We start from the raw sequence: 24866 nt of genomic DNA on the forward strand, positions 1-24866 counted from the left end.
CTTCCTTCCCCGGCTCATCGGCCGGCCTTGGTGACCCGCAGGGCGGTGCTGCCCGACGAGGGGGCGACGCCGGCCGAGCCGGCGTACGTCGCGGTGACGCGGTAGCTGCCCGCCTTCAGGCGCGGGAGCCTGGCGGTGGCGGCGCCGCCGCGGAGGGTGACCGTGGCCCGGGCCACGACCCGGCCGCCCTTGCGGACGACCACGGCCACGCGGCCGGTGGCGGCCACGGCGGAGCGCACCTTCACGACGGCCTTGGCCTTCTTCCGCGCGGTGGTGCGGCGGGCGGTGACCGTCGTCGACGACGACGCCCTGACCACCCGCACCGAGACCCCGTCGGTCGAGGCGGTGTGCCCCGCGTCGCCGGCGTAGGCGACGGTCAGCGCGTGCGCGCCGACCCCCAGCGTCGCGGCGGGTACGGCGAGGGTCGCCCGCCCGCCGGCCAGGGTGGCCGTCGCCCGGACCCGCGAGTCCTGCAGCAGCCGGACCGCGCCCGTCGGCGAGCCGCCGGTGACCCGCACCTGCACCCGCACCGTGCCGCCGATCGCCACCGGGTCGGTGCCGACGACGCCGGCGGTCGTGGTGACCGCCTGCGGCGCGCCGGCGGCCGGCACCTCGAGGCTCCCGGGCTCCTCGGTGTTGCCGAGGGCGTCGGTGCCGCGGTGCTGCAGGGTCGTCGCGGCCGCGCCGACCTCGACCGGCCCGTCGTACGACGTCCAGGGGCCGGTCCCGAGCCGGTACTCGATCCCGTCCAGCCCGGCTCCCGAGTCGGCGCCGGTCAGGGTGACCGTGCGCTCCTCGTCGTCCCAGGCCGCCCGGGTGACCGGCGCGGTGGTGTCGATGCCGACCACGACCGGCCGGACCTCCCCGACGTTGCCGGCCGCGTCGACGGCCCGGACCCGGACCGTGTGCTGCCCGTCGCCGGTGACCTGGACCGTGCCGGTGGCGCCGGCGATCTCGGTCCACGCGCCGTCGTCGACCTGCACCTCGAGGTGGTCGACCGAGCGGTCGTCGGTGGCGGTGACCCGGACGGTCGCGGGCTCGGCGTACCAGCCGTTGGCCGAGGTGCCCTCGACCGCCAGCTCGCTGACGACGGGGGCGGCCCCGTCCACCGTGTGCATCCGCAGGAAGGTCACCGACGACGCCGGGAACTCGTAGGTGAACGCGCCGTCGATGCCCGAGACCTCGCGGGTCCGCGGCTTCACCGTGTTCGGCGCGGCCTTGGTGTTGGTCGCCGACAGGGCGGCGGACATCGTGGTGACGGTCGCGGTCGGCTCGACGTCCACGTCGGTCACGGTCACGTCGGTGCGCACCGGCGCGGTCGAGGTGTTGACCACCTTGGCGACCACGTCGCCGGTCGCGGTGTCGCGGGTGACGACCTGGAAGAGCTTCTCGCTCGCGTCGGCCTGGTCGTAGGTCAGCTGCAGCTCGCCGTCCTGGTAGAGCGAGATGGTCGTCCCGCTCACCACGATCTTCAGGCGGTACGTCGTCCCCGTCGTCACGCCGACGCCCTCGAGCGCCTTCACCTCGGCGGCCGCGCCGCCGTTGGCCCGCTGGAGGACCGAGCGGGTGTTGTTCCAGCCGCCCAGGTTCCACCAGTAGTAGTCGTTGGCGCCGCCGGCCGCGAAGCCGACCATGAAGCCCTCGGACCCGGCCAGCTTGGTCGCGTCCAGCTCCAGCGTGTAGTTGCTCCAGTCCTTGCCGTAGGCCCCGACCGGGACGCTGCGGGCGTCGTTGACCGAGGTCGACGACTGGACGTAGCGGCCGCCGTTCACGGCCCAGCTGCCCGACCCGGGCGTCCACTGCGCCGCGTTGTCGAAGGTGTCGGAGAAGAGCGTGTCGCCCGACCCGTTGGCCTTCACCGTGACGTTGTCGTAGGCCGCGCTGGTCGACCAGGTCGACAGGAAGACGCCGCCGTCGATGTCCTCGGGCGCGTTGACCGCGCCGTCGAACGTGCTCGGCACGACCTCGTCGCCGGGGTTGGTGCCGAAGAGCTTCTGGATCTCCCAGTTCGGGGTCTCCCACGACTCGTCGTTGTCGTACCAGATGGCGTCCGGGTTCCACTGCACGTGCGACTCGTTGGCCAGCAGCGGGGCGTACGACGCCAGCCGCACCACGTCGGCGTTCCGCGTCAGCGCCGTCATGTACGACGCCTCCGCCAGCGCGTTGCCCCACGTGTTGCCGCGCGAGGCGTACTCGCCCAGGAAGACCTGCGGCCCCTCGCGGTCGTAGTCGTCGTAGCGGTGGTTGTTGGCCAGGAACCACGACGGGTCGCGGTAGTAGTGCTCGTCGACCAGGTCCACCTTCTGGGCCCGGTTGAACGCCCAGAGGGTGTCGAAGCGGCTGCCGGAGGAGTCCGGGCCGGAGTTCGAGATGATCTTGATGTCGGGGTAGCGCGCCGCGATCGCGTCGCGGAACGCCGGGAAGTTGGCCTCGAAGGTCGTGGTGTTCTCCTCGTTGCCGAGGCCGATCATGTCGAGGCCGAACGGCTCCGGGTGCCCGAGGGCCGCGCGCTTGGCGCCCCACTCGGTGGTCACGTCGCCGTTGGCGAACTCGATCAGGTCCACGGTGTCGTCGACCCAGCGCTGGATCAGCTGCGGGTCGTGCATCTCCGGGATCGTCGAGCCGCAGCCGTTGGCACCGACCGAGACGACCGGGAGCGGCTCCGCACCGAGGTCCTCGGCGAGCTCGAAGTACTCGAGGTAGCCGATGCCGTAGGTCTGGTTGTAGCCCCAGAAGTTCTTGTTCGTCGGCCGCTCCTCGACCGGGCCGATGGTCTCCTTCCACTGGTAGGTCCGCTGGCGGTCGGCGTACCCGCTCTCCTCGTAGGTCTTGAAGGTGCCGACGTTGGTGACGCAGCCGCCCGGGAAGCGCAGGAAGCCGGGGTCCATCGCGGCGACCTTCTCCATCAGGTCCTTGCGCAGCGGCGAGCGGCCGTTGACCGGGCCGACCCAGGTGTCGCGCGGGAAGACCGAGACCATGTCGAGCGCGACCGTCGACGGCGCGCCCGCGAGCACGGCCAGCCGGCCCGCGTCGGAGGTGCCGGTGGCGGTCAGGGTGACGTCGTGCTTCTTCCAGGTGCCGCTGCCGTCGAGCGCGACCGTGCCGGTGGCGAGCACGCCGGTGCCGGCGTTGTCCTCGACCCGGACGGTCAGGGCCTGGGCGGTGGTGGACCGGGCCCACACCGACGCGTCGTACGTCGCCCCGACCTTGACCGGGAGCCCGTTGTTGAAGCCGATGTTGCGCACGCCGTCGCCGGCGGCCGCGGCCACCAGGTTCAGGTAGTTGCGGTTCATCCGGTTCAGCCGGCCGTCGTCGTTCACGACCGTGCCGGTGGTGCCGGCGCCGCTGCGGTTCAGCACCTGCCAGGCGGTCAGGCCGGTGAAGCCGGCGGCGTCGGTTGCGTTGAACTCGAAGGAGCGGTTGCGCACCAGCTCGGCGTACAGCCCGCCGTCGGCGGCGTAGTTGATGTCCTCGTAGAAGATGCCGAACATCGAGTCGCTGATCTCGGCCCCGGTCCCGTCGCCGTCGATCGACAGCGTCGCGGTGCTGTCGTCGACCTCGGCCAGCACGAACCGGACCGCGTTCGCCTCGGTGCCGGTCACCAGGGCGCCCCCGCTCCCGGCGGTGAGGTACGACGCCGCGTCGCTCGCCGCGCGCAGCACGACGCCGCCGCCGCCCGCGTCGACGATCCGCAGCGGGGTCGGCGTCCCGGTGCCGAGGCGCAGCGCGCCGCCGGACAGCACGACCGGCCGACCGTCGTTGCGCAGCGCCACGTCACCGTCGGAGAGGTCCTCCGCGGTCAGCCGCAGGCTGGCGGTCGGCTGGTCGGCGCTCAGCTCGAGCGCGTCCCCGTCCGCCACCAGGTACGGCGCGCCGCCCTCGGCCTGGAGCACGAAGCTGCCGGTCGGGACCACCGCCGACGGGGCGGCGTGCTCGATGGTGAAGCTGTCGAAGGCCGCAGGCAGGACGGTGCCGTCCTGGGCGGCCAGCGCGTAGAGGCCGACCTGGGTGGTGTCGAAGCCGACCGTGGTGGAGCCGGCGGGCGCCCAGGCGGTGCCGGTCCAGTAGCTGGTGGCGATGGTGCTGCCGGTGCGCTGCAGCCGGATCCGCTCGACGGCCGAGGCCGGGCGGTCGGTGAAGGCGTTCGCGGTGAAGACGCCCGCGGACTCGACGTCGTTCTCGATGGCGATCCCGGACGGCGCCAGCGACCCGACGAAGGTCAGCCCAGAGCGGACGTAGTTGTCCATGTCCTTCCAGGCGATCAAGCCGGCGCCCTGGTAGACCTTCGCGACCGCGGCCGACACGTCGGCCGTGGCGGTGAAGTCACCGGCCGGGACGTCGAGCATCACGACGTTCTTGGCCGTGTTGTTGGTCTGCCAGGTGTCGCCGGGCTGGCCGGCGATCCGGAGCGACCCCCCGGAGACGGCCAGCGCCGACGGCTGGGGGTTCACGACCTCCCAGCGGCTGTCCAGGGTGCTGCCGTCGAAGGTGTCGGTCCAGGTGACCGGCTCGTCCGCGGCGCCGGCCGGGGCGGTCGTCGCGACGACGGCGAGGCCGGCCGCGAGCAGGGTGGACACGGCGGTGACCGTGGCGGTGGTGCGTCTCATCGGCGGGGTCCTCTACTTGACGGTGACGGTGGTCGTGGCGCTGCGGCTGGGCAGGGCCCAGGCGGTGCCGAGGTAGGTGGCGACCAGGCGGTGCCGGCCGCGCTTCTTCAGCGGCACCCGGACCGTGGCGGTCCCGGCACGCAGGGTCAGGGTCCGCAGGACCCGACCGTTGTCGGTGATCCGGACGGTGCCGGTCGGCTGCACGCCGGTGACGGTGACGGTGAGCCGGACCTGCTTGCCGCGGCGGACGCGGGTGGCCGAGGCCCTCAGCCGGGTGGCCGAGGCGGCCCGGGCCACCGCGGCGGTGCGCGCCGAGGTGGCGGTGCCGGCCGGCCGGGACGGCGCGGTCGCGGTCACCCGGACGGCGAACCGACGTCCGGCGTCCCCCGGCCGCAGCGTGTACGACGACCCGGTGGCGCCGGCGACGGGGACGCCGTCGCGGAGCCACTGCCGCGTCAGCACGGCGCCCGGCACGTCCCAGGTGCCGGTGGTGGCGCTCAGCGTCCGGCCGACGACGGCAGCGCCGGCGACCCGCGGTGGGACGGTCGCGACCGGGGCGGGCGGGACCGGCAGCGGCTCGACCGTCACGGTCGCGGTCACGACGTTGTCGATCGCGGTCGTGCTGGTCAGCGGCTGGCCCACGCCCGTGGCCTGGTTCAGGTTGTTGGCGATCGCCTTGACCCGGCCCTCGACGGTGAACGAGCCGGCCGTGGCGTAGGCCGCGGGCTCGACCGCGTCCCAGGCGACGGGGACGTCGTCCGTGCGGCCGTCCTCCAGCACCACCTCGGCGGTGGCGGGCAGCTCCGGGGCGGTGCCGGCGTCGGTCGTGACGTCGACCTCCTGGGTCACCAGCTCGGCGACGTCGCTCGCGCGGACCTCGTCGTACTGCGCCTTGGTCAGGGAGACCACGCCGCCGTGCTTGGTGCTCGGGGGCATCACGAAGCCGGTCGAGGCGACGTCGACCTTGGTGAAGCCGGCGTCCAGGTCGGTCGTCTCGTAGGGCCGGTAGCCGATGCTCGGGATGACGTCGACGTAGGCGTACCAGTGGTCGCGGCTGTGGTCCTTGAAGATGGCCGGGCCCTCGACGCTGCCGTAGTCGGCCTGGCCGAGGTTGGTCTGGATCTGCGTCCAGGTCGTGGTCGGCTTCCACCAGTCGGCGGCGGTCGTCTTCTCGTAGTAGATGCCGCGGCCCGAGCCGTTGTCCTTCGAGAGCCGGTACGTCGTCCCGTCGTTCTGCAGGACGGTCGTGTCGATGACGTCGGCGCCGGTGTCGATCATGACGCCCTGGTACTCGTAGTCGGTCGCGAAGTCCGACGTGGTGCCGTAGAGGATCCGGCTGTAGGTGCTGCCGGTGTGGGCGGTGTCGGCCGGGTCGAAGAGGGTCGAGGCCCAGTAGACGACGAACTTCCCGAGCGAGGGCTCCCAGGTCGCCTCGGGCGCCCAGGACATGCCGGCGGTCGGCGGCGAGACCTTCAGCTGGCGCAGCGGGCCCCACTCGACGAGGTCCTTCGACTCCCAGATGTTGAGGAACTGGCTGCCGCGGCGCGACCAGGTGCCCCAGCCGGCGTTGTCGCCGCCGAAGACCCGCAGGTCGGTGGCGATCAGGTAGTAGGTCTCGGTCTCGGGGTTGTAGGTCAGGTAGGGGTCGCGGACGCCGGTGGTGCCGAGGTTGGAGGCCAGGATCGGCTCGCCGTCGTTGAGCGGCAGCCAGTGCGTCGGGTCGTCGTCGCGGGAGACGTCGAGGTAGATCTTCTCGGCGTACCCGGCGGAGTCCTCGATGAAGTGGACCATCAGGTAGCCGTAGGGGTCCTCCGGGTCGGCCTCGGGCAGCACGGTCACGGTGATCGTCTTCGTGGCCACCAGGCCGCGGATCGTGACGGTCGCGGTGAGGTCGACCTCGACCGGCTCCGCGCCGGTCGGCGGCTGGACGACGTCGCCGTCGGTGCCCACGACCGCCGGGTCGGCGGAGGTCCAGGTGATGGTGCCGTTCCCGGTCGGCAGCGTGGTGTCGCCGTTGACCGTGCGGTCGCCGATGCCGGCGAGCAGCGCCTGGGCGCTGGCCTGCAGCTCGCTGGCGTGCTCGACCGCGTCGGCGTCGGACAGCGCGGTCACCTCGGCGGGCGCCAGCGCGCGGTCGTAGACCCGGAAGGCGCCGACCCGACCCTTGAAGTTGGGGTCCGGCCAGGGCGCCCGGCCGATCGTGTTGAGGGTCTGGTCGACGACGTCGGCGGGCGAGTACGGCATCGCGCCGCTGGCGACCTCGGTGCCGTCGACGTACACCTTGGCGGTGTCGGTGGCGCCGTCGACGGTGACCGTCAGGTTGGTCCAGCGCTGGGCCTGGGTCGCGCAGCTGCCGGCCTGGACGAGGCGCTCGGTGCCGGCGCTCTTCAGCCCGACCAGGGTGCGCCGGCCGTTGCCGCAGTTGAGCGACGAGAAGAAGTAGCTGCTCGTCGCGTCGTTCCCGATGTTCCAGAGGAAGTGGAAGCCGTTGAGCATCGTCGGGTCGGCCCACAGCTCGGTCGAGATGGTCGCCTGCTGCTTCCCGGTGAGCAGGTCGTCGGGCAGCTCGACCCAGCTGCCGCTGGTCTTGGCCCCGCCGGTGAAGCCGAGCGAGCCGTTGCCCCAGAGCGTGTCGCTGCCCTGGCGCAGCGTCGCGTCGCGGGCGTCGGTGCCGGACGCCGAGCCGTCGGCGGTGTTGTGGACGACGGTGCCCGCGGTCTCGTCGAGCAGGTACTCCGCGACCAGGCCGTCGCGGGGCGCGACCGGGTCGTCGGCGGCGAGCGCGGGGGTGGGCGCGGTGGCGGCCAGGCCGGCGCCGAGCAGGGCGCCGGTGGCGGCGAGCGCGGCGAGGCGGCGGGTCGGGAGCTTCATCGAGGGCCTCTCGTGGACAGGCGGTGGACGGGCGGCGGAACAGGAGCGGGAGGGACGGGACGCGCCGCTCCGGGGGAGAGTCCGGAGCGGCGCGTCCCGCCTTCGGTCACCGACGGACGGTGACCGTCGTCGCCGAGCTGCTGGGGGTCGCCCAGGCCGTGCCGGCGTACGTCGCGACCAGGCGGTGCTTCCCGGTCTTCGTCAGGCGGAGCTTCACGACGGCGCGACCACCGGTCAGCCGGACCGTCCTGACCACCCGGCCGCGGTCGCGGATCGTCACCGTCCCGGTCGGGACGACGCCGGTGGCGCCGACCCGGACGACGACGGTCAGCGGCTTGCGGGTGCGCACCTTCCGGGCGGCCGAGATCCGCAGGGCGGTGGCCGCCCGGGCGGTCGGCGCCGTCGCCGCGGAGCCGGCGGTCCCGGAGGAGTGACCGGCCTTCGTGGCCGCCACCCGCACCGAGATCCGCTTGCCCACGTCGGCCGGCCGGACGACGTACGACGTCGCGGTGGCGCCCGGGACGGCCACCCCGCCGCTGAGCCACTGCACGCGGGTCTGCGCGCCGGCGACGTTCCAGGTGCCAGTGGTCGTGGCCAGCCGGCGACCGACCATGGCCGTCCCCGTGACCCGCGGGGCGACGGTGGCCGCCAGCGCCTCGGGCTCCGGCTCGACCGGCTCGTCGGCCTCCTCGACGGTCAGGGTGTAGACCCGCGAGGTCTCGTGGTCCTGGGCGAACGACCGGATCTCGACCGTGGTCGACCCGTCGGCGTCGAGGCGGACCGTGCGCGGCTCCGCGTCGTCGACGAGGACGCCGTCGACGCGGACCAGGCCGCTCGCGACGTGCGGGTCGAGGTCGAGCGCGACCTGCTCGGTGCCCTCCGGGACAGAGAGCGTGTACGCCGTGGTCGCGGTGTCGAAGGCCGGCTCCAGGGTGCCCGGGGTCGCGGCGAGCGCGGCCAGGGCCGGGTCGGCGTCGTACACCTCGGGCCGGGAGGTGCGGATGCCGAAGACCCCGCCGACGAACCCGCCCGTCGACTGGAAGCGGACGGTGACCTTGCCGTCGGCGACCGCGGCCGCGGGCAGCGCGTCCTGCTGCCAGTAGAAGACCCCGGATCCCGCCGCGTTGCTGACGGTCTGGGTCTTCAGCTTGGTGCCGTCGACGTAGATGTCGAACGAGCGGTTGACGTCGCCGGTGTAGTAGCGGACGCCGAGCAGGTTCTGCGCCGCGGCCGGGTCGACGGCGAGGTCGTAGCTGAACCAGCCGCTCGGCCCGAACGCGTGCCGGAAGGTCTGGCCGTTGAAGGAGCCGACCTCGCTGCCGGACGACTGGACGTTCTTGGCCGCCTCGGAGTTGTTGTTGTCGAAGACCATCAGCGAGTCGACGGCGAACTCCATGGCCCGCGCCGCCTGCTTGGCCGCGAGGATCTTGGCCTGGGCGGCCTCGGAGTCCTTGACCTCGTAGGACAGGTAGAGGGCGTAGCGCTCGTCGTGGCGGCGGTAGTGCGGCGTGAACCGCAGGTCGGCGGCGTCGACGGTGTTCGCGAGCCGGAACTGGACCTGGCCGTCGGCGGTGTCGGCGACCCGGACGACGTTGTCGGCCACGTCCTGCTTCCACGCCGCGACCGAGGCGGCGTCGACGACCACGCTGGTCCGCGCGTCGGCGTCGACGCGCGGCACCCGCACCCCGATCCCGACGCCGGTGTAGGCGTCCAGCGACCGGGTCCCGAGGCCCGCGCTGAGCAGCACCGGGCCGTACTTCAGGGCCAGGAAGTCGGGGTCGTCCTCGGTGTCGACGACCCGCACCTCCATCGGCAGCGTGTAGTCGACGACGTCGCCGGCCTCGACCGGCAGGACCACGAAGCCCTTCTTGACGACCGGGGTGACGGCGGCGCCGTCGACCTTCAGCGTCGGGGCGCCCGCGACCCAGTCCGGGACCCGGAGCCGCAGCGTGCCGGCCGCGCCCGAGACGGTGAACCGGACGGTGTCGTCGTTGGGCAGGTCGGCCTCGGTGGTCACGGTCATGCCGGCCGCGTCGGTGAACGACGAGCTCCAGAACATCGTCACCCAGGTGGCGCCGGCGCCCGTGTAGTAGATCGAGTCGCCCAGCTTGGAGAAGTTCTCCATGCCGGTGCCCGTGCAGCACCAGAAGTCGGTGACCGGCTGCGAGTAGAGCTTGTAGTAGCCCGGCGCCATCGCCTGGAAGTACGTCGTCATCCCGGTCTCGGGGTTCTGCGAGGACACGATCGTGTTGATGAAGGTGTTCTCGTAGTAGTCGGCGTACCGGACGTCGTGGGTGAGCTTGAACAGCTCGCGGGCCAGCTTGAGCATGTTGTACTCGTTGCAGGTCTCCGCGGTCTGCGGGTTGCCCGTCTCCCCCATCTCGGTGGCGAAGCGGGCCAGCGAGTCGGGGTCGTGGAAGTGCTCGGACTGGCTGTTCGCGCCGGTCGCGTAGGTGTGGTGCTGCTCCACGATCCGGAAGAAGTTCTGGGCCGCCGCCAGGTACGACGGCAGCGCGTCCTTCTCGGCCTGGGTCAGCGTCGCGTAGAGCTCCGGGTGCTGGGTGAAGATCGTGTAGCGCTTCAGCGCACCGAGCAGCTTCGGGATGGTGGTGTTCGCGTGCTTGCCCGGCAGCACGTCGGTGCCGGCGGCCAGCGCGGTGAACAGCGACCTCTCGTCGAACGCCTCGGCCGCGGCCTTGAAGTGCGGGTTGCCCCCGCTGGCCAGGAAGAGGTCGTAGAGGGAGTCGTTCATGCCGCCGTACTCCGTGCGGAGCATGACGCTGGTGTCGGCCAGCGTGGAGACCCGGCCGTAGAGGTACTCGCCGAAGCCCTCGGCCACCTCGAGGGCGAGGGTGCCGGTCTCGTCGTCGACGTACCGGTCGATGGCCAGCAGGCCGGCCAGCACCTTGTGCAGGTTGTAGTAGGGCACGACCACCGGGTCGTCGGAGGCGCCGCGGCCCTCGACGGCGTTGAGCGCCGAGTCGCGGAACGGGCCGACGTAGCCGGCTCGCGCGGTCCCGGCGTACGACGCCTGCACCTCGGCCAGGCCCTCGACCGCCTCGACGATCTCGGTGTGCAGCGCGGCCTTGACCGTCGGGTCGGTCGTGCTGGCGTAGGACATGGCCAGCGCCGACATGTAGTGCCCGAAGGCGTGCCCGCGGAAGTTGCCGGAGACGTTGCCGTTCTCCCAGCCGCCGTACCCCTGCGCGGTGGGCGGGGTCAGCCCGGCGGTCTTGTAGAACCAGAACAGGAACTTCTCGCTGTCCAGGCTGAGCAGGTACTCGTGCTCCTTCTCGGCGGCGTTGGTGAGGTACTCGTCGGTGACCAGCACGTCGAGGCCGGAGTCGGAGAGCGTCTCGCGGACCGAGGCCACGGTGACGTCGTACTCCCGGGTGACGGGCGGGCCGTCGAGGAAGCGCACGGTCGCGGTCAGGGTCACGACGACGTCGTCCTCACCGGCGCCGGGCGGGGTGACCGCGCCGGTCGGGGAGACGACGTCCTCGTCGCTGGAGGCCCAGGTGATCGCGGAGCCGTTGGCCCCCGCCGACGGGAGGGCCAGGGCGACGGACGCCGTGTCGGGCAGGGACACCGTGTCGGCGTCCATGTGGGCGAGCGCCTCCTTGTTCAGCACGCCCCCGCCCTGCTCGTAGAGCGCGGCCGCGTCGGCGTGCGTGGCGACGCCGGCGTAGAGCCGGTACTCGTCGAGCGCGCCCTTCAGGAACGCCCCGTTGTACGACGGCCCGTTGAAGCCGATGGTCTTCGGCAGCGCCGGGCTCGCGGTGACCACGCCGGTGGAGCTGCCGCCGACCGCGTTCGCGACCACGGAGGTGACCGGGAGGCCGTTGCGGAAGAACCGGACCTGCTGGGTGGTCTCGTCGAGGGTCACCACGATGTGCGTCCACTGGCCGACCGGGAAGAACGTGTCGCGGTTGGTCGAGCCCACCTTGACCTTGTAGGGCTGGCCGGTCGACGGGCCGACCGAGAGCGCGAGCGGGACGCTGCCGCTCTCGGAGGTGAGGTAGAAGCCGTCGCTGTTGTAGGCCTGCTTGTTCCAGGTGATGACCTCCTCGCCCGCCATCGCGACGTCCGGCTTCAGCCAGAACGACAGGCTCAGGCTGGACGGCTGGAGCGCGGTGCTGGCGCCGAGGTCGAGGTAGGTGTTGGCCAGCTTCACCGCCTTCGAGCCCTCGGTGACGCCGGGGACGTAGGTCACCGACGGGGTGCCGGCGCCGGGCGCCTTGGCGGTGACCGGGTGGGCCAGGGTGCTGCCGTCGGCGAGGGTGTCCTCGAAGCCGAGTGAGAGCACGGGGGCGCCGACGCTGAGCTCGGCAGCGGAGGCGGGCCGGACCACGACGAGCGTGGCCAGGGCGACGGAGAGAGCCAGGACGCCGGCCCGCAGGAGGTGTGACAGTCGACACATGGGGAGGATTGTTAGCGCTAACACTGCTCGCGTCAAGGGGTGGATGTGAACGCTCACACGATCACCCCGCCGGGATAGTCCCCGACGTTCTGCGGGATCTGGGCCTGCCGGACGTCAGGGACTATCCGAAGGGGTGAGCGTTCACATCCAGGCGGGGTACGACGGGCTGCGGGCGCGCCGAGGGCCGCCACCCCGGGGCGGGGTGGCGGCCCGTGCGGCGCGCGGTCTCAGCGCTTCGTGACGCGCACCTTCAGCTGCTTGGTCGTCACGAGCCCGGCCCGGTCGGTGACCCGGACGGCGACCGTGTGCCGGCCGGCCTTCTTCACCGCGACCGTCGACCGGAGCACCTTCCAGGCGCCGCCGTCGACCCGGTAGCGGACGCTCGCGACCCCCGAGCCGGTGTCGCGGGCGGTGGCCGTCACGGTGACCTTGCCGCGCGCCTTGCGCTGCTTCAGCGCCAGGCTCGGGGCGGTCGGGTCGAGCCGCACCGCGAGGGTGCCGACCGCGGAGACCAGGCCGGCCGCGTCGACCGCGCGGTACTGCACCGCCGTGGTCCCCACCGGCACCGCCACCGGGGCGGAGTAGACCCGCCAGGGCCCGGTCCCGACCCGGACCTCACGTCGGACGACGCCCGAGCCTCCGTCCGTCCCGGCCACCACGACCCGCACCGCGCGGGTGGTGAACCAGCCGGCCGTCCCGTTCGGTCGCGCCGGCGTCGTCGCGGCGGTCGCCCGCGGCGCCGTACCGTCGCGGCGGACCGTCCTGGTCACCGGCTCCGAGGTGTTGCCGGCCGCGTCGGACGCCCGGAACGACACCTCGGTGACGCCCTCCGGCAGGCTCAGCGGCCCGTCGTACGACGTCCACACGCCGGCGCCGATCCGCTGCTCCAGGGCCGTGACCGCGACGTCGTCGGTGGCGCTCGCCGTGACCGTGACCGGCCCGGTGTGCCAGCCCGCGGCCCCGCCCGGCTCGGCGGGGTCGACCGTCACCGCGACCACCGGGGCCGTGGTGTCGGACGCCGCCCGGACCGTGACCGTGGTGCTGACCGCGCGGTTGGCCGGGGCCACCTCCTCGTCCTTGGTCATGTCGAGGATCGGCATGCCGTCCGCCGCCCAGTGGATCCGCCGGACCGCGGCGTCGCGGGAGCCGCCGTTGTTCTTCGCGTGGTAGACGAGGATGTCGTTGCCGTCCTCGTCGACGGAGAACATGCTGTGGCCCGGACCGGTCTGCTGGATCGACGGGTCGGACTTCAGCACCGGGTAGACGTGCTTGGTCCACACCGCCGGGTCGGTCAGGTCCGCTCCGGCCGGCGCGGTCAGCAGGCCCACGACGTAGGTGTTGTCGGTGGCCGAGCCCGAGTAGGTGAGGTACATCGTGTCGCCGTGGCGGACGACGTACGGCGCCTCCGCGACCGCGGCCGTGTTGTGGTCCCACCCGAACTCCGCCGCCGTCAGCAGCCGCGGCTCGCTGGTGAGCCGCGCCGGGTTCGCCGGGTCGACGGTGGCCACCCAGAGCTGGGCGTCACCGGTGACGCCGCCGGCGATGTAGCGCTGCGACCAGGACACATAGCCGACGGTCTGGCCGCCGCGGGTGTCCTCCCAGTAGGTCATGTCGAGCGAGATGCCCGGGTGCTCGGCGTCGAGCTGCAGTCGGCCGCCGTCCTTCTCCTGGACGACCTGCGGGGTGCCCCAGGACGCGGCCAGGGTCGGGTCGGTGCCGGTCAGCCGCATCACGTGCGACTGGACGTTGCACCAGCAGTTCTGGTCCACGCCGGAGGCGAAGAACACGTAGAGCTGGCCCTGGATCACGTGGAACTCGGGCGCCCACAGCGGGCCCGGGACGTTGCCTCCCTGGGTGAGGATCGTGCTCTCGGGAGCCGTGCGCAGCCCCAGCACCGTGTCGGCCGTGCGGACCCGCAGGTCGGCCTGCGCGCCCTCGGTCGTGGCGATGAACAGGTACTTGCCCTGCCAGCGGACCACCGCCGGGTCGGCCCGGCCGACCAGGAACGGGAACGGGTAGTCGGTCTGCTTCACCGTGCCGGTGACCGTGTAGTCGCCCGGGGTGTCGGTGTCGACCGCGGCCAGGCTGGCCGGGTCCCAGGTGATGGCGCGGGTCGCGGTCGAGCCGTCGTCGTACGACAGCTGCGCCCGCACGTCGGCCAGGTCCACCTCGCCGCCGGCGGCGACGTCGACCGGGTCGACCTCGACGCCGGTGTTGGCGATCCGGCCGAAGCGGACCCGCAGGCCCTCGGCGGTGGCCGCATCGACGACCAGGTTGTTCACCGGTACGGCGCCCGTCGCGGCGGTCGTCGCCGGCGTCTCGTCGGTCACCGGGCGGCCGTTCGTCGGCGCGCTCGGCGCCTCGTCCAGGTCCTCGGTGGTGGCGTAGCGCGCCGTGCCCGTGGAGGTCTCCCACGAGATCAGGTAGCGCTTCTCGGCGGAGTCCCAGAGCACGCGCGGCTTCCGCACGCCGCCCGCGGCCGGGTCGACCTCGAGCAGGCCGACCTCGGTGAAGTCGCGCAGGTCGGGCGAGGTGAACAGCAGCATGCTGGTCGCGGCGCTGCTGTCGGGGCTGCCCCCGGACAGGGTCCGGGTGGCGACCACGCCGTACCCGCCCTCCGCGGTGCGGAAGACGTAGGGGTCGACCATCGTGCGGACGTCGTTGAGCTCGACCGTGGCGGTCGGGACCGCCCGGGCGTAGACGATGCCCTGGTTCTCGTTGAGCGCCGTCAGGCCGGCCCGCTCGGCGCCGAGCGCCAGGTGCAGGCCGTGGGCCAGGTTCGGTCCATAGGTCTGCGTGGCGAGCGGCGCGCGGGTGTAGCCGAGCACGAACCGCGCGGCGGCCGCCGGCAGCACGGTCACCGTGAACGCCTTGGTCACCGACTGCGCGCCGGAGGCGGAGACCACGGCCGTGACCGTGCCGCTGGTGCGCTGGGTGGCCGTGACGACGCCGTCCGTGACCGTGAGGCCGGGCGTCGCCGTCGACCAGGTCGTGGTGATCCCGTCGACGTCGAGGACCGGCAGCCGGTCCCCGGAGGCGACCACGGTGGGCGCGACCAGGAGGTCGGCCGCCGCGGCCACGACGGCGTCCCGACCCGGGACGGTCACCGCGAACTCCTTGCTGGCCGTGCGGGCTCCCCGGGTGAGGGTGGCGGTCAGGGTCGCGGTCCGGGCGGCCCCGGCCACGGTGATCGCACCGCTCGCCGAGACGACCGAGGCGTCGCTGGTCGCCCAGGCGACCGTCACCCCGTCGGCCAGCGTGGTCGGCAGGGTCAGGTCGCCGGTGACGGCGGAGGTGTCGCCGAGCGACAGCCGCTCCCGCGCACCGGCCAGGATGAACGCGTCGTCGGCCGCCAGCTCGCGGACCTGGTCGTCGCTCAGCGAGGCGTCGAAGATGCTGAGCTCGCGGAACGAGCCCTTGAACGCCGCGTCCGCGGCGTAGCCGGAGCGACCGAGGTAGCCCTCCAGCGTCCCGGCGGCCGCGTAGTCGGCGAAGGTGCGCGACTTGGCGACCGAGCCCACCCGCACGCCGTCGACGTACGACGTGAGCGTGCCCGCGGTGAAGACGGTCGTGTAGTTGACCCACGCCCCGCGCTTCGCGGTGGTGGCCGGGCCGGTCACGCCGACCTCGGTGGTCCACGGCTGCGTCGCGTTGACCCCGTTGGTCATCACCGAGCGGGCCGAGCCGTTCGGGCCGGTCGGGTTCAGCAGCCAGTAGTTCGTCGGCAGGCTGTTGACCGGCGGCGTGCCGAAGCCGATCGCCGCGCCGTTGCGGGCCGGGGTGTCGCTCTTGATCCAGACCGAGACGCTGACGTTCGGGCTGGCGGTCGGGAGCAGGCCGTTCGGCAGCTTCACGTAGTTGGTCGCCGACGTGCTGCCGCCCGGCAGGGTCACGCCGTCGTCGTACGTCACGGTGCCGACGGCGGTGGCGTCACGGTCGCCGACCGTCTCCTCGAGGTCGCTCTTCAGCGGGTAGTGCACGAGCGGAGCCGGCAGCACGAGGGTGGTGAACTCGACCGGCGCGGTGGCGGCGCCGTACCCGGCGGAGTTCCGGGCCGCGACGGTGACCTGGTAGGTCTCGCCCGCGGTCAGACCGGCCAGCGAGACCGACGTCCCGGTGACCTCCTGCTCGGAGACCTGGCCGCCGCCCCGGGTGACCCGGACCCGGTAGCCGGTGACGTCCGCGCCGCCGTCCTGGGTCGGCGCGGTCCAGGCGAGGACCGCGCCGGTGCTGCTGCGCTGGCTGACGACCGGCGTGCCGGGCGCGCCCGGCACCTCGATCGGGACGGCCTCGACGTGCACGGTGACGCTGACCGCGCGGTCCGCGGGCAGCTCCTCCTCGGCCGTCACGTTCAGCACCGGGGCACCGGTCGCGTCGAAGTGCACCGTCCGGGCGCGGGCGTGCCGGCTCGGGTCGGTGAGGCCGCCGTCGGTCGTGTCCGCGGTGGTCCGGGCGTGGTAGACGATCACCGGGTTGCCGAGCTCGTCGACGGTGAACGAGTTGTGGCCGGGGCCGGTCTGCCCGGCGGGCAGGTCGGCGGTGGTGAGCAGCGGGTGGTTGGTCTTGGTCCACGACGCCGGGTCGAGCAGGTCGGCGTCCTGGTCGGCGGTGAGCAGGCCGACGCTGTACTTGTCGTCGACCGTCGAGGCGGAGTAGGTCACGTAGACCTTGTCGCCACGCTTGATGACGGCCGCGCCCTCGTCGATCTGCTGGTTGGTGGCGGTGTTGCCCTCCCAGGCCAGGTCGGGGTAGGCGATGATCCGCGCGTTCGAGATCAGCTGGCGCGGGTTCTCCGGGTCGATCTCGGCCATCAGCAGCGCCGACGACGGGGCCGACTGCGCCCAGATCACGTAGTGCCGCCCGCCCTGCTCGAAGTAGGTCATGTCGAGCGAGAAGTTCGCGAACGCGAGCGTGTCACCCGACTTCGCCAGCATCGCGCCGACCTCGACCCAGTTCGCCGGGTCCATCAGGTCGCCGCCGGTGTGGCGCAGCATCATCGGCCGGATGTCGAAGACGTTGGAGCTGCGGCTGGCGGTGAACAGGATGTACCAGCCGCCGTTGATCTTGGTCAGCTCGGGCGCCCAGACGTAGCGCTGCAGCGCCGAGTTGGCCTCGTCCCAGAGCACCGCCTCCTGCGCGTCGGCCAGGCCGGCGATGGTGTCGGCGCGCCGCAGCACGACCCGGTCGTAGCCCTCGGGGTCGCTGCCGATCGCGGGGTACGACGCGGTCAGGTAGTACCTCCCGTCGTCACCCACGGTCACGTCCGGGTCGGCCCGCTGGTGCGCGAGCTTCTCCGGGTACGCCGTGCGCCCGACCGTGCCGGTGACGACGTACTCACCGGGGGTGTCGGTGTCCACCGCGGCGACGGACGCCGCGTCCCAGGTCACCGGCTGGACGGTGTCCGACCCGCCGTTGCTGTAGGTGACCGCCGCGCCCTTCGGCAGTCGCAGGCTGCCGCCGGCGGCCATGGTGACGTCGTCGACCGGCTGGACGCCGGTGGCGCGCATGCGGGTCCAGGCCTGCCGCACCGCGGCGTACTCGCTCGGGGTGACGCCGATGCTGGAGGTCTCGATCGCGCCGGCCGGGAAGGTGGCGACGGCGGGTGCCGACGGGGCGGCGACCTCGACCGGGGCCGAGAAGGTCGCGAGGTCGGCGCTGGTGACCTGGTAGGTCTTGCTGTCGCCGAGCGCGGTGAAGGTCAGCCGGTAGGCCGCGATGCCGTTGTCGTAGGCGACCGCGACCGACCGCGCGTTCAGGCCGAGCCCGTTGAACGCCACCAGCCGCTGGTTGCGGAAGGTCACCAGGTCGGGCGAGTCGTAGAGGTAGACCGATGAGCTGTTGCTGTTGACCGTGGCGACCACCCCGAAGCGGCCGTCGGGCCGGCGGAAGATGCTCGGGGAGCCGAGCTTGACCGCGTAGCTGTCGGCGTAGCGCACCGGGCGGCCGTTGTTCAGCGGGGCGTACGTCGTGGCGCCGCCCTCGGCCAGGGCCAGGTGGATCGCGTCGGTGCGGTTGGTGTCGCCGGTGGCGATGTAGCTCCCGACCCGGCCCGCGTCGGCGGCCAGGACGTGCACGTCGAAGGTGCGGGTGCGGGTGTGGCCGTCGCGCGAGAAGGTCGCGGTGAGGGTCACGGGGGTCCGGGTCGCGGGCCGGGTCACGGCGCCGTTCGCGGCGAGCACGCCCGGGGCGGAGGACTGCCAGGCGACGTCGACGCCGTCGACCTGGGTCCGCAGGGTGATGTCGGACGCGATCTCGCTGATCGCGACGTCGTACGCCGCGGCCACGCGGACCACGTCGGCCTCGGCGTTGTCGGCCAGGACCGAGACGACGAACTCGCGGGTGACCTGCTTGCCGCCCTTGGTGACGACGGCGCTCAGGGTGACGTCGACGTCGGCACCGCTCGGGCGGGTGACCGCGCCGGAGCTGGTCACCAGCGTCGGGTTCGAGCTGGTCCAGCGGACCTGGGAGCCGCGGGCGCCGGCGGTCGGGAGGGCCAGGTCGGCCGCGGTGGTGGCCGGGACGCTCAGCGCGGCGGCGTCGGCCGTGGCCTGGTCGTAGGCGTACTGCGCGGCGACGGAGGCGTCGGTGAGGGCCTTGGTGTAGACCCGCACGTCGCGGACGCCGCCCTTGTAGAAGATGTCGGCGTACGACGACCGCCCGATGTAGCCGACCAGGTTGGTGCCGAAGCTGCTCAGCGCGGTGGCGTGGGTGACCGAGCCGACCTTGGCGCCGTTGTAGTACCCGGTGATCCGGGTCGGCTCGATGACCGTCGTGTAGAGACCCCAGGCGCCGGCGGTCGTGGTCGGGCCGGCGATGCCGCGACTGGCGGTGGTGGGCGAGATGCCGGTCTCGGTGCCCCAGGGGGCGGAGGTGCTCGTGGTGCCGGTCGTGACGACCGTCTTCAGCAGCCCGGAGGGGTTCTTGGGGTTGAGCAGGAAGTAGCGCGACGGCGGGTTGGCGGCCGCGCCGTAGAAGAGCGCGGCGTAGTTGCCCGACCCGGTCTCGTTGCGCAGCCAGGCGGAGATCGTGACCGTGTCCTGACCGTTGAGCAGGCCGGTCGGCATCTGCACGTAGGCCGCGCTCGAGCCGCTGGCGCCGCCCGGGAGGGTCAGCGCGTCGCCGGAGACCGTGGCGCCGGAGCCGCGCAGGGTGGCGGCGTTGCCGTTGCCGGAGGCGTCCGGGACCGTCGTACCGGCTGCGGTGCCGAGGCCGGCGAACTGCCAGCTGGCCAGCAGGTCGAGGTCGACGGTCACCGGCGCGGAGGCCGGCGAGGCGGCGGCCCCGTCGGCGTCGAGCGCGGTCACCGTGGCGGTGTAGGTGCCGTCGTCGAGGCCCGCGAAGGCGTACGACGTGACGTCGGCGCCGACCTGGTAGGACGCGACGACCGCGTCGTTCGCGCCGCGCACCTCGACCAGGTAGCCGGTGACCGGGGTGCCGCCCGGGGCGGCCCAGGCGACCGTGACGGACTGACCGTCGGTGGTGGCGGTCGGGGCCGCGGGCGCGGTGGGGGCGGCCCAGGCGGTGGCCGGCAGGACCAGCCCGGCCAGCATCAGCGCGAGCGCGGTGAGGGCCACCAGCAGCGGCACGGGGGAGACGCGACGGGGCGCGACGGACGTCATTTTCAGCGGGCTCCTCGGACGACGACGAACGGCAGCCCCCGATGTGACAGCCGACACAAGGCCTGCATTGTTAGCGCTAACACTGACCTGGGTCAAGGATCAGTCTTGTGAACGTTCACAACTTTGCTCAGGTCGTTCGGACCGGCTGTTCTCCGCCTGACCGGGCCTCTTGACGGCCCCGTGTGCCCACGGTCACACTGCCACTTTGTTAGCGCTCACACTCGCCCGACCGGCCCCGCCGACGAAGGACGCACCATGACCCCAGCACCGCCCCCGTCCACCCTGCGAGCCCTGGCCTCGGCCGTGGTGCTCGCCCTGTGCGGAGGGCTGCTGCTGGCGACGCCGGCCCGCGCCGCCGCGGCCGACGTCACCGACGGCCTGCTCCTGCGCTACGACCTGACCCAGGCGTCCGGCACCACGGTCACCGACTCCTCCGGCAATGGGCGGGACGGGACCGTGGTCGGCGGTGGCACCTGGAGCGGCGCCCAGGGTCTCGCGCTCGACGGCGTCGACGACCACGTGAAGCTGCCGAACAACGTGATGGCCGGGTTGTCGTCGATCACGGTGTCGACCGACGTGTTCATCGAGTCCTCGCAGGCGACGCCGTACTTCATCTGGGGTCTCGGCAACCCGGCGACCTCGAGCACGGGGACCGGCTACCTGATGGCCAGCGGCAACGGGTTCCGCGCCGCGACGACGCCGGGCAACTGGTCCGGCGAGAAGGTCACCGCCCGCACGTCGGGGGGCAACCTGGCCCGCGGCGTGTGGAAGACCGTGACCTACACGCAGACCGGCACCACCGGCACGCTCTACGAGGACGGGGTCCAGGTCGGCCAGAACACCGCTGTCTCGGTCCTCCCGAGCGCGATCGGCAACGGCACCACGACCAACAACGTCCTGGGCGAGTCCAACTACGCCGCGGACAACACGCTCAAGGGCAAGGTCAAGAACTTCCGGATCTACTCCCGCGCGCTGAGCGCCGGCGAGGTCGCCGACATCTCGCTGACCGACGCCAACCGGGTCGCGGGCGACAAGGACGCCCTGTCCCTCGGCGACGTCTCCGCCGTGACCGCGAACCTCGCGCTGCCGACCACCGGCGCCTTCGGCTCGGCCGTCGCCTGGGCCTCGAGCGACCCGTCCGTCATCAGCACCACCGGCGCCGTGACCCGACCCGGCGTCGGTGCCGACCCGGCCCAGGTCACCCTGACCGCCACGATCACCAAGGGCGCGTCCAGCGAGACCAAGACCTTCGCGGCCACCGTCCTCCCGGCCGACAGCGACCAGTCCAAGGCCGACGCCGCGGCCGCCGCGCTCGCGCTCGTGCACGCCGACGACGTCCGCGGGCACCTGACCCTGCCCGCCACCGGCCGGCACGGCAGCACCGTCACCTGGGCGTCCTCGGCGCCCGCGGTCGTCTCCACCACCGGCCTGGTGACCCGCCCCGCCCACGGCGCCGGCGACACCAGCGTCACCCTGACCGCAACCGTCACGGTCGGGGCGGCCACCGCCACCCGTGCGATCCCGCTGACCGTGCGCGAGAAGCGCGCGGCCGCGCCGTACGCGGGCTATGCGTTCAGCTACTTCGCCAACAACTCGATCCAGGGCGAGAAGATCTACTTCGCGGCCAGCAAGGGCAACAACGCGCTGCGCTGGGACGAGCTCAACGGCGGCCAGCCGGTGCTGGAGTCGACGTACGGCGAGATGGGCCTGCGCGACCCGTTCCTGATCCGCTCCCCCGAGGGCGACCGGTTCTTCCTGATCGCCACCGACCTGTCCATCGGCCGCAACGGCGACTGGGACCGCTCGCAGCGCACCGGCAGCCGCTACCTCGAGGTGTGGGAGTCGACCGACCTGAAGACCTGGTCGGCGCAGCGGCACGTGCTCGTCTCGCCGCCCACCGCCGGCAACACCTGGGCCCCCGAGGCCTACTGGGACGAGGAGCTCCAGCAGTACGTCGTCTTCTGGGCCTCCAAGCTCTACGCCGAGAGCGACGTCAACCACACCGGCAGCACCTACAACCGGATGCTCTACGCCACGACGCGTGACTTCGTGACCTTCAGCGAGGCCAAGATCTGGCAGGACCGCGGCGAGTCCCGCATCGACTCGACCGTGATCAAGGAGGGCGACACGTTCTACCGCTTCACCAAGGACGAAGGCGGGGGCGGCACCGGCTGCTCCGACATCATCCAGGAGAAGGCGTCCTCGCTGACCGCCGTCGACCAGCCGGGGGCACCGACCTGGCAGTTCATGAAGGGCTGCATCGGCAAGGGGGCCGGCACCTCGGCGGTCGAGGGTCCGACGGTCTTCAAGCGCAACCCGGGCGACACCTCGGGCGGCCAGTACTACCTCTTCGTCGACGAGTACGGCGGCCGCGGCTACATCCCGCTGACCACCGACGACCTGGAGAACCCGGACTGGAAGGTCCCCACCGGCTACAAGCTGCCCGCCAGCCCGCGCCACGGCACGGTCATCCCGGTCACCCAGGCCGAGCTGGACGCGCTGCGCGCCGACCTGCCCGCTCCCCCGCCGCCGGTGCAGAGCACCGAGGACGGGCTCGTGGCGTCGTACCCGCTGAGCGGGGACGCGAAGGACACCAGCGGCCACGGGTACGACGGCACCCTGGTCGGCGACACCTCGTTCGTCGACGGCGCGCTGAACCTGGGCGGCACCGCCGGCCACGTGAAGCTGCCGAACAACCTGATGAGCGGCCTGGAGGAGATCACCGTCTCCACCAAGGTGTGGGTCGACAGCGCCCAGACCGGCAACTACTTCGTCTGGAACCTCGGCAACACCGGCACCGACGGGAACGGCAACGGCTACCTGTTCGCGACCGGCAACAGCACCTACCGGGCCGCGATCGCCTCGGGCAACTGGACGACCGAGCAGGGCATGACGTCCGGCTCCGCGCTGGGCCGCGGCGCCTGGAAGACGCTGACCTACACGCTCGGCGGCGGGGCCTCGACGCTCTACCTGGACGGCCGGCAGGTCGCCCGGAACGCGAACGTCAGCCTCAAGCCTGGTGACCTCGGCGACGGCGTCACCACGGCCAACTACCTCGGCCGCTCGGCGTACAACGGCGACAACCGGCTGCGCGGCAAGCTGCGCGACGTCCGGATCTACTCGCGGGCCCTGTCCGCCGGCGAGGTGGCCGAGCTGGCCGCCGCCCCGACCGACATCGTCAACGTCACGCTCGGCTCGCTGAAGGCGCCGGTCACCATCGACGGCACCGCCGGCACGGTCACCCTGCCGGTCGAGCCGGGCACCGACCTGACCACGCTGAACCCGACGTACGTCGTCCCCGCGGGCGCGACGGTCACCCCGTCCGGCCCGGCCGACTACACGTCGCCGGTCCAGGTCACCGTGACCAACGGCGGCGCGAGCCGGACCTGGACGGTGCGGGCGGTCGTGATGCGCTCGCCGGTGCTGCCCGGGCTCTACGCCGACCCGAACATCGCGGTCTTCGACGGGGTCTACTACCTCTACGCGACCACCGACGGCACGCCCGGCTGGGGCGGGAAGGACTTCTACGTCTGGAGCTCGACGAACCTGGTCGACTGGACCCGCTCGGAGCAGCCGTTCCTCACCCTGGACGGCGCCAACGGCAACGTCCCGTGGGCGACCGGCAACGCGTGGGCCCCGACGATCATCGAGCGGGGCGGGAAGTACTACTTCTACTTCTCCGGCCACAACCCGACGTACAACCGGAAGACGATCGGCGTGGCCGTGGCGGACAGCCCGACCGGGCCGTTCACCGCGCAGCCGCAGGCGATGATCCTCAACAACGAGTCGGTGACCTCCGGCCAGGCGATCGACCCGGCCGCGTTCCACGACCCGGTGTCCGGCAAGTACTACCTCTACTGGGGCAACGGCTCGCCGGTGATGGCCGAGCTGGCCGACGACATGGTGTCGCTGAAGCCGGGGACCATCTCGGCGATGAGCGGGCTGACGTCGTACCGCGAGGGCTCGTTCATGAACTACCGGAACGGGATCTACCACCTCACCTACGCGATCGACGACACCGGTTCGCCGAACTACCGGGTCGGCTACGCCACCTCGACCAGCCCGACCGGGCCGTGGACCTACCGCGGCGTGATCCTGGAGAAGGACGAGTCGCAGGGCATCCTGGCCACCGGCCACAGCTCGATCGTCCAGGTGCCGGGCACCGACGAGTGGTACATCGCCTACCACCGCTTCGCCATCCCCGGCGGCAACGGCACCAACCGGGAGACCACGATCGACCGGCTGACCTTCGGGGAGGACGGGCTGATCCAGAAGGTGGTGCCGACCCTGTCGTCGGTGGCGCCGCTGGCCTACACCGACGGTCCGGTCACCGCGACCGTGTCCGACGCGGGCTCGTCCGGCTGGTACGGCGCGGCCGCCGCGCTGACGCTGTCCGGCTCGGCGCCGACCCTGCAGTACCGGCTCGGGTCGGGCGAGTGGACGACGTACACGGCCGCCGTCGACCTGCCGGCCGGCTCGTACGACGTGGCCTACCGCGCCCGCGGCGCCAACCTGCAGTGGAGCGAGACCTGGACGGAGGCGGTGAAGGTCGACGACGTCGTCCCGACCGTGACCGCGGCCGTGGCCGACCGGGTCGTGACGCTGACCGCGTCCGACGCGGACTCGGGTGTCGCGCTGGTGGAGTACCACCTCGACGGCGGCGGCTGGCTCGCCTACACCGGCGCGGTCGAGCTCGACGGCGCGGCGCACACCGTGTCGTTCCGGGTCACCGACGTCGCCGGCAACACCTCGGCGGTCGACACCGTGTCGGTCGACGCGGCGTCGGGCCCGACGGCGCCGTCCGCCACCGCCCTGCCGGTGGTCAGCGGGTCCGCCGTGGTCGGTCAGCAGCTGGCGGCCACGACCGGCCGCTGGTCGGTCGACGGGCTGTCCTTCGGCTACCAGTGGCTGCGGGACGGGGCGGCGATCCGGGGCGCGACCGCGTCGCGCTACCGCCTCGCCGCCGCCGACGTCGGGCGCCGGATCTCGGTCCAGGTGACCGCCCGCGCCGGGTCCGGCCCGGCCGGGGTCGCCCGCTCGGTCGCCACCCGCGCGGTGGCTAAGGCCACCGGCACGGTGACCCTGAAGGTGGCGCGCACGGCCAAGGCCGGTCGTCCCGTGACGGTCCGGATCACCCTCGCCGCCCGCCCCTCGTCGGTCGCCGCCCGCGGCGCCGTCACGCTGCGGGTCGACGGCAAGGTCGTGAAGCGGGTCGCGAACGCGGGCCGGACCACGACGGTCAAGGTGCGCCTCAAGGCCGGCAAGCACACCCTGAAGGTGGCGTACGCCGGCTCGGCCACCGTCACCGCCGACACCGCGACGGCGGTGGTGCGCGCGCGGCGCTGACGC

The 24866-nt window shown here is 72.7% G+C and carries 5 protein-coding genes; 1 reads left to right on the forward strand and 4 read right to left on the reverse strand.

Going from position 1 to position 24866, the window contains the following annotated elements:
- Positions 1-14 precede the first annotated feature (14 nt).
- The 4 genes from BLT76_RS09675 to BLT76_RS09690 all read right to left on the reverse strand — a co-directional run bounded on the left by BLT76_RS09675 (position 15) and on the right by BLT76_RS09690 (position 19517).
- Entirely contained in the window at positions 15-4607 is a 4593-nt protein-coding gene (locus BLT76_RS09675; RefSeq protein ID WP_090854391.1) for an alpha-L-arabinofuranosidase C-terminal domain-containing protein, read from the reverse strand.
- A 12-nt stretch (positions 4608-4619) separates the two neighbouring features.
- A complete protein-coding gene (locus BLT76_RS09680) occupies positions 4620-7478 on the reverse strand; it encodes a LamG-like jellyroll fold domain-containing protein (RefSeq protein WP_090854394.1) in 2859 nt (952 codons plus the stop codon).
- A 106-nt stretch (positions 7479-7584) separates the two neighbouring features.
- Positions 7585-11898, reverse strand: coding sequence for a beta-L-arabinofuranosidase domain-containing protein (locus BLT76_RS09685; RefSeq protein WP_090854397.1), 4314 nt, complete (start codon positions 11896-11898; stop codon positions 7585-7587).
- Positions 11899-12125: 227 nt separating this feature from the next.
- Complete coding sequence (locus tag BLT76_RS09690) at positions 12126-19517, reverse strand: family 43 glycosylhydrolase (protein ID WP_090854400.1); 7392 nt, start codon at positions 19515-19517, stop codon at positions 12126-12128.
- 255 nt (positions 19518-19772) lie between these two features.
- On the opposite strand from BLT76_RS09690, the gene BLT76_RS09695 reads away from it, so the two are divergent.
- Positions 19773-24863 (forward strand): family 43 glycosylhydrolase, encoded by a 5091-nt coding sequence (locus BLT76_RS09695; RefSeq protein WP_090854403.1) that lies wholly within the window; start codon positions 19773-19775, stop codon positions 24861-24863.
- The last annotated feature ends 3 nt before the right edge of the window (positions 24864-24866 follow it).

The sequence above is a fragment of the Nocardioides lianchengensis genome, assembly GCF_900101465.1.
GTDB classification, from domain to species: Bacteria; Actinomycetota; Actinomycetes; order Propionibacteriales; family Nocardioidaceae; genus Nocardioides; species Nocardioides lianchengensis.